Here is a 15,579-nt window from a genome sequence, read left to right as displayed (position 1 = left end):
TATGTATTAAAAAATATTTGAGAATTCTTATGTCGCAAGATCAAAAACCAACAGAGCAAACAGCAGTTACACCACCACAAGCACCTGCAACAGCAGCAGCGCCACCACCATCCAGTAAGCTTATTCCAACAGCGAAAAGAACATTGCTGTTGATGCTCTTGGTCTTGTTAGTGGGAATTGCTGTGATTATGCGCGCTTGGAAAATTGGTCCTTTTGATAGCACCATAGAATCCACCGACAATAGTTATATCAAAGGCAGAACCACAGTTTTATCTTCTCAAATTAATGGTTATGTCAAAGATGTGTTGGTGACTGATTTTGACCATGTCAAAAAGGGTCAGCCGTTAATGCATATTGATACTACAACCTATGATCAAAAAGTGACTCAGGCTGAAGCTGGAGTTGATCAGGCCAACACCACTTTAGCCAATCAAACCCAAACTATTGAACAACGTAAAGCGGACATTGTGGCTGCACAAGCCAAAGTTGAACAAGCCAAAGCAAGTTATGAACTTTCAACAGCACAACTCAATCGTTATCAACAATTGGGAAATAGTGGCGCAACCTCCAAAACAGAGCAAGACAAAGCGGCTGCGGATGTAAAAAATAATTTAGCCTTACTCAAACAAACTGAAGCCAATGTATTGGTTGCTCAAGAAGCATTAAAAACAGCACAAGTGGCTCAATCGGGCTTAAAAGCACAAGTCACCAATGCCAAGGCACAATTTGATCAAGCGGTAACGACAAAGGATTACAGCCTGATTACGGCACCAATGGATGGGCAGTTGGGCGAAGTTAGCCCTCGTGTGGGACAATATGTTGCAGCTGGAACCCAGTTAATGTATCTGATTCCACAACAAACATGGGTGATTGCCAATTTCAAAGAAACACAAATTGCCGATATGCACATCGGACAAAAAGCATCATTTACAGTAGATGCCATGAAACATCAAAAATTTACTGGCCGTATTGAACAGATTTCTCCTGCTGCTGGTGCTGAGTTTAGTGTACTTAAACCTGACAATACCACAGGTAATTTTACCAAGGTCGTGCAGCGTATTTCTGTGCGAATCGCGATTGATCCCAATCAGAAAGGTTTAGAATTTTTACGACCAGGGATGTCTGTAGTGACTTCCGTAGATACCAGCACTCCATGATCCGCCTAATTGGAAAGCTTGAGTTAAAAACCTAGAGATTGAAAAACGCATATAGGGATGAAACTAAATCAAACCTGTCTTGTTTTACAGGTTTGATTAGAATATCTTGAACAGGCTTAATTCAAAGCGATTCATATAACCCCATTCAGTTAAAAATCAGCATGTTTGATCATATTGCCCAAGCTATTCCCTACCAAAATTTAGATGTTGCTGGATCTGTTCAACTTATAGTTAAACGGCTTGATCTAATCCATCCACAAATTTCTGGCAATAAATTTTTTAAACTCAAATATAATTTGATTGAAGCACGTCAGCTTGGCCTAAAACAGATTCTGACTTTCGGTGGTGCTTATTCCAATCATATCGCTGCAACAGCATATGCAGCACAGTTATTTGGATTTAAAAGCATCGGCATAATTAGGGGTGAGGAGTTAGCGCATAAACCGCTCAACCCGACACTGACAACAGCACAACAATTGGGTATGCAGCTAGTTTTTGTTTCACGTGAAAAATATAGGCAAAAAAATAATCATGACTGGATAGATGAATTAACCCAACATTATCCGAACACTTATATTATTCCTGAAGGTGGAACCAATGAGCTTGCTATACAAGGTTGTCAGGAAATTTTAACTATAAAAGATTTAAATCATTATGATGTAATTTGCTGTGCGGTAGGAACAGGTGGCACAATGACCGGTCTGATTAACGCAAGTTCACCGCAGCAGGAAATTTTAGGATTTTCAGCACTTAAAGGTGATTTTTTACAACAAGATATCAGTCAACTCACTCATAAAAAAAATTGGCAAATATTGGATGATTATTGTTTTGGAGGTTATGCCAAAACCAATGATGAATTACTTAGCTTTATAAATAACTTTGAGCAGCAATATCGCATTCCGCTTGAACAGATTTATACTGGAAAAATGTTTTATGGAGTTTTTGATTTAATTTCAAAAGGCTACTTTAAAGAAAATTCAAAAATTTTGATCCTGCATAGTGGTGGTTTGCAAGGACGTAGCTGAATCACATCAGTTTATAATTGTCCTGAAAATTAATTTAAATTTGTCTATAATCCCATGCTCAAAGATTCCATGAGTGTAATATGTCTTCTAACCAATATGATGTGATTGTCCTCGGCGCAGGTGCTTCAGGTTTAATGCTTGCGGCAAAAGCAGCTGCCCGTGGTCGTAAAGTCTTAGTGGTTGAGAAAGCCAATAAAATTGGTAAAAAAATCCTCATGTCAGGTGGTGGTAAATGCAACTTCACCAATCTTTATGTCGAGCCTGAAAATTTTATTTCACATAACCCACATTTTGTCATCTCTGCCCTGACGCGTTATACCAATTGGGACTTTATTGGAATGGTCTGTGAATATGGCATTGACTACGAAGAACGCAAACATGGACAACTGTTTACCTTAAATGGCGCAAAAGAAATCTTAAGCATGCTGCTCAACGAATGTGAAAAAACACATCGTGTTGAGATCAAAACTAGTTGTGAAGTCAAAGCGATAAATACCGTTGACGATCAGACTTTTCAAGTCGCCACCAATTTAGGCTATTTTCAAGCTGAATCTGTTGTTGTTGCCTCAGGTGGCTTATCTATACCAACATTGGGTGGCTCTGGCATCGGCTATGAAATTGCCAAACAATTTGGGCATCATATCTATCCTACACGCGCAGGTTTAGTTCCCTTCACTTTTTCAGATCAATTTAAAGAAGTTACGACTCGTTTAAGCGGGAATGCGGTTGAAGCCACGCTTTCTAACGAGCTAATTGCATTTACTGAAGCGTTGTTGTTTACACATCGTGGCTTAAGCGGACCAAGCTCATTACAACTTTCAAATTATTGGCATGCAGGACAAGCATTCCACATTAACTTTCTACCAAGTCTTGAGCTGTTTGATTTTTTAAAGCGCAAAAAGCAAAGCCAACCGAAGGTGTTAATCAGAACCTTACTGACTGAACATCTACCTAAAAGTGTGGTGATTGAACTCCAAAATCTCATTTGGTCCGAGTGGGCTGAAACGGCGATTGGACAATTAAGTGATGAAAAACTAGAAAATATAGCCAATAAATTACAGCAATTTGAAGTTAAGCCTTCTGGCACTGAAGGTTATCGTACTGCAGAAGTCACTTTAGGTGGTGTCAACACCGCTGAAGTTTCATCAAAAACCATGGAAAGTAAAAAACAAAAAGGTTTATTTTTTATTGGTGAGATATTAGATGTGACAGGTCATTTAGGCGGTTTTAATTTTCAGTGGGCATGGGCTTCAGCACATGCCGCTTCAGAATATGTTTAATCTAAAGTGATCAATAGAAAGCTTATTCTAAATAATCTGTTTTAAATAAAATAAGATGGCTTTGGATTTGCTGCTTCTGCGTCACCCGTTGAATCGCCAAGTCCATCGACTTTAGATCATTGTTTTTTGCAAATAACGACTGATGAATTTTGTTTAAAAAAAAGATTATCTTCATTTCAATTCCTTTGAAAATGATATTTATCAGATATATAAATTTTATATCGCCTACATATTTATCCATCAAATTTAGACAATAAATCATCTGATGTCTATCTATTTTCTTTAAAAAAGCCGATAAAATTCATGCGTTGCAAATACAATCACTCTTGAGATTTGTTTTGAGATTCATGTTGTTGCTTAACGATTTCTGATGGTTGCTTTTTGGGTTTTGCAAATACAAATTTATAAGCACTTGCTAAAAAACCTACAGTGATTCCTGCAATCACAATCGGCGCAATAAAATTATTTGGCTTTTTCTTTGACATCTTTATTTTCCTCTCACTTTTGCCCTAAAAATAAAAAGATCGATCAAGCATCAATCCTGATCGATCTTTAAAAGAATTTAAATGTTAATTCGGGTCATCTTTATCCTGTTTGAGCGAATCAGTAAGTGATTTGTACTCATTTTCAATCGTAGGAGTATCTGCTGTTACTTGCGTAGCATCTGTACTACTTGGCTGTGATGAATAAGTATTTTCTTGCTTTAAAGGATTCGGCTGATTTGCCTCTTTCTTGGCTTTATCAATTAAATCGGTTAAAACGCGTTCTGCAGGTTGACGGCCACCTAGACCAAAAGCCAATGCAAAAGCAACCGCAACAGAACCCAAGGTTAAACCAAATGCAAGGTTAACAATCGAGTCAGCAATTCCCATAGCTTTTAAGCCCATTGCGATAACCAAGCCCATGATCAAAACCCGAACCAAGTTGCCTAACCATCTTGAGCTATTGTACTCACCACGCTGTACCACATTCGCCACGATATTGGCCAACCAAAAACCAATCACCAAAATTACTGCGCCTAACAAAATGTTGGCACCAAAGTAAATAAACATGGAGATCAAATGACTGACTTGTTCAAATCCAAGTCGATTTGCCGCTTCGGAAACTGCAAATAACATGGTAAAGAAAACAATCAGATAACCAATGATACAAGAAACTTTAGTGTCACCCAAAAAGCGTTGCAAATCTAATTTTGCAGGAATCTCATCAACACCTGTTCCAGCAACAACTTCTGAAACCAAACGCCCCACAAAACGAGACACCACATAAGCCACAATTAAAATTAATCCAGCTGCAATAATATGTGGAATCGCATACATGATTTCACCCAGCATAGCGGTTGCCGGCTGTGAAATAGCTTGTATACCAAGTGCTTCAAATGCCACAATTAAAGCAGTAATCATGACAATTGCGAAAACAAAAGAACCTAAAAACTTAGCTAAACCTTGATTTGAGTTTTTAAATAGTCCTACCTTTTCAATTTGGGTTTGTAAATTTAAACTGTTGATTAAACCTTCGACAATCCCTCGTAGGATTTTTGCCAAGATATAGCCTACAAAGACGATTACACCCGCAATGAAAATATTTGGAATATAAGAGACTGCTTCAGTCAACATATTCTGCACTGGAAGCAATAAACCTTGTAAACCTAGAATTGACAAAACAATTGGTAAGAATAGTAATAAAATGAGCCAATAAACAATATCAGCGATATTTTGGCTGATCGGGCTCACTCCCACATCTGCACTTAATTTTTCATCAAGCTGAGTACGATCCAACGCTTTTTTTAAACCAACTTTAACCAGATTTGCTACAATCCAACCAATAAATCCAATAGCTACAGCAGCAAGTAATTGTGGAATAAATAATAAGAATTGCTGAATCATCAAACTGAATGGGCTACTTACGCTGGTAAGATTAAGCACATTTAATGCACCAATCACAGCAATCACCATCACGACCCAAAAAATAATTCGTGAAAGAATATTTTCAATATTTGAACGATGACCTGTTGCGGAAGATAATTTTGTATTTGTACCTAATTTTTCTAGGATTTTTTTAATTCCTGCTGCAACAATAAGTGCAATAATCCATCCAACAATAAGGATGGCTACAGCAGCAAGAATCGGATGGAATTGATCCCAATAATACATGGCATCAAATCGACCCCTTGTTTGTAAAATTTCATTCATTTTTATTCCCTCAAGTTATAGATTTATAGCAATATGAGCGTGCTCAAATGACTTTAAGCAACATTCTTTATTTGAATTGAATACTTGATGAATTACTCTTCTACTTTATCTATTGCTTATATAACGAGCAAATTTAACTGCATAAATACAACAAAAGCATGCAAAAAATAAAAAACTCCAGCTTTAAAGCTAGAGTCTTGTCTTATGAATATTTTATTTATATGTGATAAATAAAAATTAAAGCCAGTCAGCGATCATGTAAACAAGCAAGGAAACGAGAAATAGCCCCACAAGAATTAGCATATAAATGGGTAAGCGATTCTTATGCGTTATATCTTCAGTACTTGTTACATAAGATGGTTTATTGAAATCGTGTTTCATGACGTCCACCTCCATCAATTGATGTATTTTTATACTAACAGGCTATTTGTGATCTGTGTGTAAAAATATTTTAAGCAAAAGTAAATTTTAATTCGGGCAGTTCTTGAAAGATAAATGAGCTATAATATGTACCCCATTTTTTGGCTATTGTAGATATGGCTTATCAACGACAAAGTGTCGAGTTGGACTTGGACACTGATGTCACGCATCAATGCTTCACACATACCTCAAGAGATGATCATCTCATTGGAATTATTGAATTTAATAAGCCAAGTTATATTCTAAAATGGGGCGATTTGGAGTATTTCCGTCGCCGTACAGATGAATTATCAGTTATGCCATTCCCAGAATGTATCAATGCCATGATTATTGATATTCGCAATATTGTGCCATTTCTGGATAACGAAGTTCCAATCGTGCCATGGCGTTTACTTGAAGAAGACTGCCCTATACGACTTGTTGTACCTCAAGATCGTTTAGAACATTATGCAGGGATCTTTGAACCGACGTGGTTAACAACAGACATTGAAATTGCCATTCAAGAATTACGCGAATTTATGGATATGTTCGTACACTAACAGCATATCCATAGCTTAAAAACAAGATTTATTTTTTACTTATTTGTATTAATACAAATTTCATCAATGACTTTGATTTCTCAAAGTAAAGTCAACAATTTAAATAGCTCATTGACCAAACATTTTAGCTGCCATACGCTGCGCTTGCTTTCCATAAAACCAATAGGTAATTAAATATAAAGGGATTGCTAACATCAGCAACATGATCAATGCAGTGAGCAAAAATTGAGTATTTTGCAGATACATCACAAAGGTTTTCAACACTTCTGGATCATTCTGAGAAAAAAACCAAACACCCGCAAATACCCCAAGTAAATTATAGCCCCAAAATATTGCAGTATAACCAAGGGTCAGTTTTTTACGCTCTTGGTCTGTAGGCGCACGGCGTTGTTGTTTGAGAAAACGATATAACACGATAATCATCGCAATCAAATAAGGTATTGCGGTTAACACGCCAGCAATTTCATTGGGCAATAATGCAGCCAATACACCTGCAACCATGGTCAAGACTAAACAAAGCAGCAAAAACCACAAAAAATATTTGTTTAAAGACACCATGAATACAGCCTTGATTGCATAAAGAACAATATTATAATTTTTTTTCAACTTTTTTTCATTTTCTTGTCAACCAATTTGAAACTGTTGTCGTTATATAAGTATAAGGTCTGCAGCAACCAAATTGATTGCACGGCATCCGCAAAAAAATTTGGAGACCTTCTCTCAGAGAAACTAAAAACTTATGCTTCTTAAGATTCAACTTAGCAGCCTGAATCTTTATAACGAAGTATTTTGGCCGACGATTTACTCATCACTCGAATCGTCGGCTTTTGTTTTTCTGGCGTTTATGTTTCTAGCGTTTCTGCTGATAAAACTTACATGTGCTTTGTGTACTCGTTCTAAGACAAAAAAATTTTAAAACTTGCAATTAAAATCATGCCTCAATAAAAATGTATAAATCACCTTGTAGTTGATAAAACAATTTTCACTTTTTTGTAGTGTCAATAAGTAAGACAATCTCTGGTTAAACATCTGCTCAATGTGAAGTTTGCTTCATTTTGAACTGTTGAGCCACTTTTAAAATCGCCATAAACCCAGCGACTGTAAAAGCCAACATCAAAATTCCCATATTCAATAAATGATTCCATACGAGAAAATTCAATATAACACCACCCAATAGACCACAAGCAAACTGCATACTGCCCATAATTGCACTTGCAGTTCCTGCTCTTGAGCCTTGTTCAGACATCGCTAATGCCATCGCATTCGGCCCAGTAAAACCAATACCTGAAACCGTAAGGAATAAACCCAACATCACAATCGCCAGTGGCGCAATAGACATGAAACCTGCATAGACAACAATCAGCCCACCTATTACTTGAATCACACCACCAATTTTTAAACGTAGAATCACCGAGAGTCGGTTGGCTAAATGCTTATTGATAGAAGACAGCAAAATAATACCGAAAGCATTAAAACCAAAGGCAATAGCAAACTGTTGCTGAGTTAAATGATAGCCATCCATCAACACTGCTGCTGCGGAACTGATATAACAAAATAATGCTGCTCCGGTAAAACAACCTGCCAACATTGGAAAACGAAAGCTTCGGTCTTTAAAAATAGAAGCATAGAGGATAAAAACTTGTTTAAAATTGAGATGCAACCTGCGTTCTGATTCGAGTGTTTCTTTAAAGAAAAAATGTACACAAAACAAGCAAAATAATCCAATTATAAACAAAGCGATAAACACACCTTGCCAACTAAAGAATTGTAGAATGACTGCACCCAAGGTTGGAGCAAGAATTGGGGCAATCCCCATCACAATCATCATACTGGAAAAAGCTTGCGCCGAACCTTGCACATCTAAACGGTCTCGAATTGCAGCCCGTGCCATCACCACCCCCACACAGCCCCCTAAGGCTTGTAAAACACGTGCGGCAATCAACGACCAATGATCAGGTGCTAAAACACACAACAAGCTAGCAAAAGCAAACAAGGTCATACCAAAATAAAGCGGTTTCTTACGCCCAATACGGTCACTGATTGGTCCATAAATCAATTGACCAACAGCAAGACCAAAAAAATACGCCGGCAAGGTATTGGCGATCTGCTGGGTCGTCACATTAAAATCTTGCGCCATTTGTGGCAATGCTGGCAAATACATATCAATGGATAATGGGCCCAAAGAGGTAAATAAAGCCAAAAGCATAATCCAGCCCGTTGAATACTGCTGACCAACGTTTTTTTCAGACATAGATGGTTTATAATTTGATAAGGAATGTTGCAGACAAGTTTACACTGTCCATTGTATGATTTGTCACAAAGATAAGTGAAAAGCCATATAAGCCAAATCGCATTGCCCAAGTAAATAACACCCTATTGATTTAACAAGGATTTCCTTTGAACACTTGGCTGTTAAAACTCAGAAAAGCAACCTACAACACAAGTTTCATGTATAACTTGAGAATGATCATTGCCTTTACAGGGACTGCATTTGTACCTTATCTGTTGGGGCAGCAGTTAATGACTATTCCTCTTACATTAGGTGTGGTTGCAGCAGGTCTCAGTGATATAGACGATCGCTTCTCTGTACGTATCATGAATTTGATCTATACCTATATTGGATTCTTTATCACCGCTGCCTCAGTGAGCCTGCTCTTTCCTTACCCTATTCTGTTTGCCTTAGGTTTGATTGTTTCTTGTATCGGTTGGATTTTATTGGGTTCTTTGGGACGTCGCTATGCCACCATTTCTTATGGCTGTTTGGTGGTTTCTGTGTATTCCATGCTTGGGGTGCATTTATTTGATCAATGGTATATCCAGCCAAGTCTATTGGTGGTTGGTGCAATTTGGTATGGGCTTATTTCAACCATCAGTTTTTTACTGTTCCCTGTACGGCAAGTTCAAGACAAATTGTCTCAATGTTTTTCATCATTAGGTAATTTTCTATTTTCCAAATCCAATTTGTTTGATGTCGATATGACACCAACCAGCTATCAAGACAGTATGATTAGTTTGTCTATGGAAAATGGGCAGCTCATCAGCATTTTTAATGATATGCGTACTGCCTTGTTGACGCGTTTAAAGGGTGACCGAGGTCAACGAGATACGCGTCGTAGTTTACAATATTACTTTGTTGCACAAGATATTCATGAACGGGCCGATTCAGCACATATTGATTATCAAAAGCTGGCCAAAATGTTTGAACATAGTGATGTGTTATTTCGTTTTCAACGCATTTTAGCGCTGCAAGGCAAAGCCTGCAAGGATCTAAGCGATAGTATCTTACACCGTACCACCTACCAGCATAATGTCCGTTTTGAGCATGCTTTTAAAAACCTCAGATACTCGCTGGATAAACTCAAAAAAGAAGAAAATTATGACTTAATTTGGGTCAATTCACTGTTTGCGCTTTATCAAAACTTAAAGTCGATTGATGCACAATTACAAAATCTCGAAACTGAACGACATATAAAATACGATCAAAGTAAAAATTTTGAAAACCAACTCAAAGATGATGACCTCAAAGGATGGGATGATATTGCCATTCGAATCAAACAAAATTTAACCCCCGAGTCTGTACTTTTTAGACATGCAATTCGCGTTTCGATTGTTTTGTTTATTGGCTACGTTTTTGTGCAACTCACCAATATTGAATACGGTTACTGGATTCTATTAACCGCGCTGTTTGTCAGTCAACCGAACTTTAACGCCACCAAGCGTCGTTTGAGATTACGGATTATTGGAACATTGGGTGGTATTATTTTAGGTTATATGATTTTGTATTTTGTTCCATCTATTGAAGGACAACTCTTATTACTCGTACTCAGTGGTGTATTGTTTTTTGATTTACGCAGTAAACAATATGCTCAAGCCACAGCCTTTATTACCATCATGGCATTGATCAATTTCAACTTGGACGGATTGGGGTATGAAGCCGCTCTGCCCCGTATGATCGACACTGTTATTGGCTGTGCCCTCGCCTGGTTCGGTGTCAGTTTTATTTTCCCTGACTGGAAGTTCCGTCGTTTACCCCGCACCATTCAACGCTCATTGGAAGCTCAATGCAATTATTTGGCAAACGTTGTCGTTCAATATCATCAGGGACGCAACAATAGTTTAGATTATCGAATTGTTCGTCGTGCTGCGCATAATCGCGATGCAGATGTTGCCTCACTGATTTCAACCCTTGCCACTGAACCAGATTTTGACCCAAGTCAAAAAAGCTTAGCTTTTGAGTTCTTATGTCTAAATCATACCTTCCTTAGCTATATCGCAGCACTCGGTGCACATCGTGAGCAAGTGAAAGATCAACAGGTGCTTAATCTATTGGATCAAGCTTTAGATGATATCTCTGGGGCTTTATTACGGGATGAAATGCCTGATTTAACCGCGCATAATATGTTGAAAGCCATTCGTGCCCGTTTAAGCCAATCTGAGTCAGAAGACTCTAAATCACTCATTATTCTTCAACAATTGTCATTAATGTTCAGTATTTTAAAGCAACTGAGTAGCTTGAAACAAAATTTAAGCCATGAACGAGATGATCAATCTACTGAATTGGCTTCTTTATAAATCTGCATCAAAATTGCATCGTTATTTGGTACAATAGGTGCACTAAATCTTGAGATTTAGTGCTAAACTCTGACTAGATTTACATACATTACTGACACTATGACTGCCAAGAATATTTACGCTTATACCTTACAACCTGTTCCGTACGAAGTTTCGGAAGCCGAACAACGCGGCGCTCAACTTGCAATTTGGCGTAGTACCAATAAAATTGGGATTAAAGCTTGGGCAATCATGGGTGTAGCAGTCATACTCTCATTACTTGGCATCGCTTTAATTAAAAACTATTCAACCATTATTTTTTGGGTGGTTCTTGCTGCAGTTGCCATCTATCTTTTGGTTCGCAAGTTCGGTCTTGAATGGTATGTAAAACGCAAGATGAATGAATTTCCAGTTCAGGAAATCAAAGGTGTAAAATTAGGTGTACAGCCAAGCGGTATTGTGATGCGTCAACAAATGGGTGTACAAGAAGGTGTTGGAACAGTGGCTTGGAAAGACATTTATGAATGGTACAACACCCCTGAATTCTTACTGGTAAACTTTAAAGTAAAAGGCCAACAAGGCGCATATATTCTACCTAAACGTATGGATAGCAAGAATTTCCCCTTTGAAACACTGCGTAAACATTTAAAAGAAGTTGTTGGTGAACCCAAGACACTTTAATTTAAAATTTTAAAAGACCTCCATTTTTGGAGGTTTTTTGTACTTCGCTATTTTAATAAAAATGATAATGAGAATAAATATTATCTGCAAAATTCATTATCTCTCCGATTTATTCAGCTATAATTTGCTATCAAAAATATTCTGCCCTTTGCATTGCCATGTTTAAAAAGACTTTTTTTCAAATTCACTGGTTTCTAGGGATTACAGCTGGTTTAATTCTCTCAATTATGGGAGTGACTGGTGCAATCTATTCTTATGAACAACCTATTCAAAGATGGTTAAACCCAGATAGCTACACGGTAAAAGTTGAAAATCAGGCAAAACTCACGCCTGCTGAAATTTATCAGCATTTCCAAACCCAAAACCCTGAAATGAAGATCAACAGTATTACGGTTGCGAAAGCCGCTGAAGAAGCTTCAAATATTAATATTGTCAAAGAAGGCGCACGTAGAGGTTATACCATGATGGTAAACCCTTACACGGCCGAAGTTCTTCCTGAAGTGAAAGGCAAAGATTTTTTTCAATTTATACAGCAATTACATCGTAACTTAACTGTGGGTGAAGTCGGTAAACAAATTACTGGTGCCAGTACCTTGATGTTAATTTTCTTTGTACTCAGTGGTCTCTATTTACGCTGGCCGAAAAAGCATTCTTTTAAACAATGGTTTGCCATTAAGCCTAAACTCAAAGGTCGTAATTTCCTTTGGGATCTACATGCTGTTGTCGGAACATGGGTGGTGATCTTTTATTTACTTTTAGCATGTACAGGGCTGTATTGGTCGTATGACTGGTGGCGTAATGGTATGTTTAAAGTAATGGGGGTTGAACGACCTCAGCCTGAAATGCAAGCGGTACGCGGTGGAGAAGGTCAAGGACGTCAAGGGGCTTCTGGCAATCCTCAACAACAACATGGCGAAAAGCAAAATCCAACGGCAGGTCATCAAGCACAATCAGGTCGTGAAAATAAGCATGAGAATAAAGAAGGTTTAAAACCAGAACAAATTCAACATGTACTTACTCAAACATGGAATGGGTTTAATGCTCAAATTAAACGTGACTATTCGACACTAACTGTTTCGATTCCTAAAAAGCCAGATGGTAAAGTTGAACTCACCTTTGTTGATGCTATTCCACAACATGAGCGTGCACGAAACAAAGCAACCTATAACTATCAAACTGCACAAATTGAAAAATTAGACTTATACGAAAGTAAACCACTCAATGAAAAAATCATGGGAAGTATGCTCCCTGTGCACCGTGGTAGTTTCTTTGGCCCAGTTTTTCAATTCATCGCAATGCTTGCAGCATTGGCAATGCCATTATTTTTTGTTACTGGATGGATGCTGTATTTAAAACGTCGTAAGCAAAAGCGACTCACCCTTGCTGCAAAACAATCTGGTTCAGCGATTCAAATTGATCCCAACGCAACACCTTGGTTAATTGCTTATGCCTCTCAAACAGGAATGTCTGAGCAATTGGCATGGCGCACCTCAACCAGTCTGCAAGAAGCCCATCAGCCAACAACAGTAAAAGCTGTACAACAAATCTCTAAAGATGACCTCAAGCAAGCCAAACAAATTCTCTTGATTGCAAGTACCTATGGTACAGGTGAAGCACCTGACTTAGCCTCGCACTTTGAGAAAAAGCTTATGGCTACATCATTCGATCTTTCGCATTTGAAATATGCGGTTCTAGCATTGGGTTCACAAGACTATCCTGAGACCTATTGTAGCTTTGGGCATCGCATAGATGCATGGTTAAAACATTCTGGCGCGCAACAATTGTTTGCTACGCTTGAAGTCAACAATGGTAATAATGCAGATATCCAACATTGGAATGATGCTTTAGCAAAAGCCACAAAACTCGATCTACAAACAATGTCTATTGATAAAGTATTTGATCAATGGCGTCTAACAAAACGAGAATTACTCAATCCAAACAGCTTAGGCGCACCCGCATTTAATCTTGAATTACAAACAAGCTATGATACGGATTGGCAAGCTGGCGATATTGCAGAAATTCAAACTGGGAATAGTCCTGAACGTATTCAATTGTTTTTAAATAAATATCAAGTTCATGCAGATACAACCGTGGATTCACTCGAGCAAAGTATTCAAGAAGCACTTTGGGATCGCGATTTAACGGTTGATGTTGAACCTTTTGCCAACATGCAGCATTTACTAGAGCAACTCCCTGCACTACCTACTCGTGAGTATTCGATTGCCAGTATTCCAAGTCAGCAAGTATTGCGTTTAGTAGTTCGCCAGCAACTGAATGCTCAAGGTGAACTTGGTCTAGGCTCTGGTTGGTTGACGGAACATGTTCAATTACGTGATAAAATTGCGTTGAGAATTCGTAATAATGAATCATTCCATTTAATTACGGATAACCGTCCGATTATTTGCATTGGAAATGGTACAGGAATTGCTGGATTAATGAGTTTGATTCATGCCCGTGTCCGTATGGACTATACTGAAAACTGGTTGATTTTTGGTGAACGCCAACAAGCAAACGATTATTTCTTTAAAGATACAATTCAAGCTTGGCAAAATACAGCAATGCTAAAACGTATTGATTTAGCTTTCTCTCGTGATCAAGCTGAAAAAATTTATGTACATCATAAACTGCGTGATCATGCCGAAGAACTGAAAAAATGGGTTGCAAATGATGCGGTGATCTATGTCTGTGGCAGTATCAATGGTATGGCGACTGATGTTGATCTCGCTTTAATTGATATCCTTGGAGAAGACACAGTTGAACAATTACGTTTAGATGGTCGTTATCGTCGTGATGTTTATTAGGGTCTATTGAATAAATTTACCCACCAAAACCGAGCTCAATTGCTCGGTTTTTTTTGATTCATATATAATAAATGCACAGATTTCGTTTAGAATTAGACTAATTTTTAATGATTTGTTTTCACCCATGTATAACAATAAACTCTTCTACATTGTCTTTTTTTTGCTGGGATTTGTCTTATTCCTCGATGGATTTATTTTAATTTTATATAAAAAAATCCACTTAGGAACTATACTCCCTTTGCTGATTGGCTTAGTCTTTATCACTACAGCGCTATGGAGCCAACGCATTCAGCAGTATTTAGCACAACACTTAAAGTTAAAGAAAATCTGGCGTTTAGGATGGGTTCTATTTACAATTTGGGTAGTCAGCTTAATCGGCTTCTTTAGCTATATCCACTTGAAATCCCAACAAAACACAACAGAAAATGATCTACAAGCGCTTATTGTTTTAGGCAGTGGCATTACCCAAGGAAAAGCCTCACCGACTCTTGCAAAACGTTTAGATCAAGCGGGTAAAATTGCCAAACAACAGTCACAGGCTTGGATCATTGTCAGTGGTGGTTTAGATTTTGGTGAAGAAAAAACTGAAGCAGAAATTATGTCGCAATATTTACAAGAAAATCTGCAAATCAAAGCCAGTAGAATCTTACAAGAAAATAAAAGCACCAGTACTGACTTAAATCTTAAAAATAGCCAAGCGATTTTAAAAGAACATGATTTGACTTTAAATTCTAAAATTGCAATTGTCACCAGTGATTTTCATACTTTACGTGCCGCAGCAATCGCAAGAAAACAAGGCTATCACAATTTCATTACAGTAGGCGCTGAAACCCCACTCACGACACGCTATAACGCATGGTTAAGAGAGTATTTTGCCTATATCAGTGGTTGGATTTTAGGCGAATATTAAAATGCTCAACGCCATCACGTTGA

General features: G+C 37.8%; 13 protein-coding genes. 8 read left to right on the top strand and 5 right to left on the bottom strand.

Features of this window, described 5'->3' with window-relative positions; all coding sequences use genetic code 11:
• Positions 1-29: 29 nt before the first annotated feature.
• The 3 genes from AC4CVF_RS00835 to AC4CVF_RS00825 all read left to right on the top strand — a co-directional run bounded on the left by AC4CVF_RS00835 (position 30) and on the right by AC4CVF_RS00825 (position 3,462).
• Positions 30-1,157, top strand: coding sequence for an HlyD family secretion protein (locus tag AC4CVF_RS00835; RefSeq protein WP_490788760.1), 1,128 nt, complete (start codon positions 30-32; stop codon positions 1,155-1,157).
• A gap of 161 nt (positions 1,158-1,318) precedes the next feature.
• Positions 1,319-2,182: a 1-aminocyclopropane-1-carboxylate deaminase/D-cysteine desulfhydrase gene (locus AC4CVF_RS00830; protein WP_336952116.1), complete on the top strand. Its 864-nt coding sequence runs from the start codon at positions 1,319-1,321 to the stop codon at positions 2,180-2,182.
• A gap of 80 nt (positions 2,183-2,262) precedes the next feature.
• A complete protein-coding gene (locus AC4CVF_RS00825; RefSeq protein ID WP_336952117.1) occupies positions 2,263-3,462 on the top strand; it encodes a BaiN/RdsA family NAD(P)/FAD-dependent oxidoreductase in 1,200 nt (399 codons plus the stop codon).
• Positions 3,463-3,484: 22 nt separating this feature from the next.
• Here the strand turns inward: AC4CVF_RS00825 and AC4CVF_RS00820 are convergent, their stop codons facing one another.
• The 3 genes from AC4CVF_RS00820 to AC4CVF_RS00810 form a co-directional block, all read right to left on the bottom strand.
• A complete protein-coding gene (locus tag AC4CVF_RS00820; protein ID WP_336952118.1) occupies positions 3,485-3,637 on the bottom strand; it encodes a hypothetical protein in 153 nt (50 codons plus the stop codon).
• A gap of 145 nt (positions 3,638-3,782) precedes the next feature.
• Positions 3,783-3,947, bottom strand: a complete 165-nt coding sequence (locus AC4CVF_RS00815; RefSeq protein ID WP_004723765.1) for a hypothetical protein — start codon at positions 3,945-3,947, stop codon at positions 3,783-3,785.
• An 84-nt stretch (positions 3,948-4,031) separates the two neighbouring features.
• The gene (locus tag AC4CVF_RS00810; RefSeq protein WP_336952119.1) at positions 4,032-5,654 is read right to left on the bottom strand and encodes a mechanosensitive ion channel; all 1,623 of its coding nucleotides are present in this window, start codon (positions 5,652-5,654) and stop codon (positions 4,032-4,034) included.
• A gap of 536 nt (positions 5,655-6,190) precedes the next feature.
• On the opposite strand from AC4CVF_RS00810, the gene AC4CVF_RS00805 reads away from it, so the two are divergent.
• Positions 6,191-6,613 carry a hypothetical protein gene (locus tag AC4CVF_RS00805; RefSeq protein WP_004817681.1) on the top strand — a complete coding sequence of 141 codons (423 nt, stop codon included), beginning with the start codon at positions 6,191-6,193 and terminating at the stop codon, positions 6,611-6,613.
• Positions 6,614-6,721: 108 nt separating this feature from the next.
• On the opposite strand, the gene AC4CVF_RS00800 is transcribed toward AC4CVF_RS00805, so the two are convergent.
• Together AC4CVF_RS00800 and AC4CVF_RS00795 are read right to left on the bottom strand one after the other, a co-directional pair.
• Positions 6,722-7,171 (bottom strand): ABZJ_00895 family protein, encoded by a 450-nt coding sequence (locus tag AC4CVF_RS00800; protein WP_336952120.1) that lies wholly within the window; start codon positions 7,169-7,171, stop codon positions 6,722-6,724.
• Between the two features lie 475 nt (positions 7,172-7,646).
• Complete coding sequence (locus AC4CVF_RS00795; RefSeq protein WP_490788759.1) at positions 7,647-8,864, bottom strand: multidrug effflux MFS transporter; 1,218 nt, start codon at positions 8,862-8,864, stop codon at positions 7,647-7,649.
• 146 nt (positions 8,865-9,010) lie between these two features.
• On the opposite strand from AC4CVF_RS00795, the gene yccS reads away from it, so the two are divergent.
• The 4 genes from yccS to AC4CVF_RS00775 all read left to right on the top strand — a co-directional run bounded on the left by yccS (position 9,011) and on the right by AC4CVF_RS00775 (position 15,556).
• Entirely contained in the window at positions 9,011-11,185 is a 2,175-nt protein-coding gene (gene yccS, locus AC4CVF_RS00790) for a YccS family putative transporter (protein WP_336952122.1), read from the top strand.
• Positions 11,186-11,284: 99 nt separating this feature from the next.
• A complete protein-coding gene (locus AC4CVF_RS00785; protein ID WP_004817689.1) occupies positions 11,285-11,845 on the top strand; it encodes an SdpI family protein in 561 nt (186 codons plus the stop codon).
• Positions 11,846-12,003: 158 nt separating this feature from the next.
• On the top strand, positions 12,004-14,646 hold the full coding sequence (locus tag AC4CVF_RS00780) for a PepSY domain-containing protein (RefSeq protein WP_490788758.1): 2,643 nt from the start codon (positions 12,004-12,006) through the stop codon (positions 14,644-14,646).
• A gap of 124 nt (positions 14,647-14,770) precedes the next feature.
• On the top strand, positions 14,771-15,556 hold the full coding sequence (locus AC4CVF_RS00775; protein WP_419820024.1) for a YdcF family protein: 786 nt from the start codon (positions 14,771-14,773) through the stop codon (positions 15,554-15,556).
• The last annotated feature ends 23 nt before the right edge of the window (positions 15,557-15,579 follow it).

This window comes from Acinetobacter sp. LipI_19 (assembly GCF_058242925.1).
This window is presented reverse-complemented; position numbering and strand designations above follow the sequence as displayed.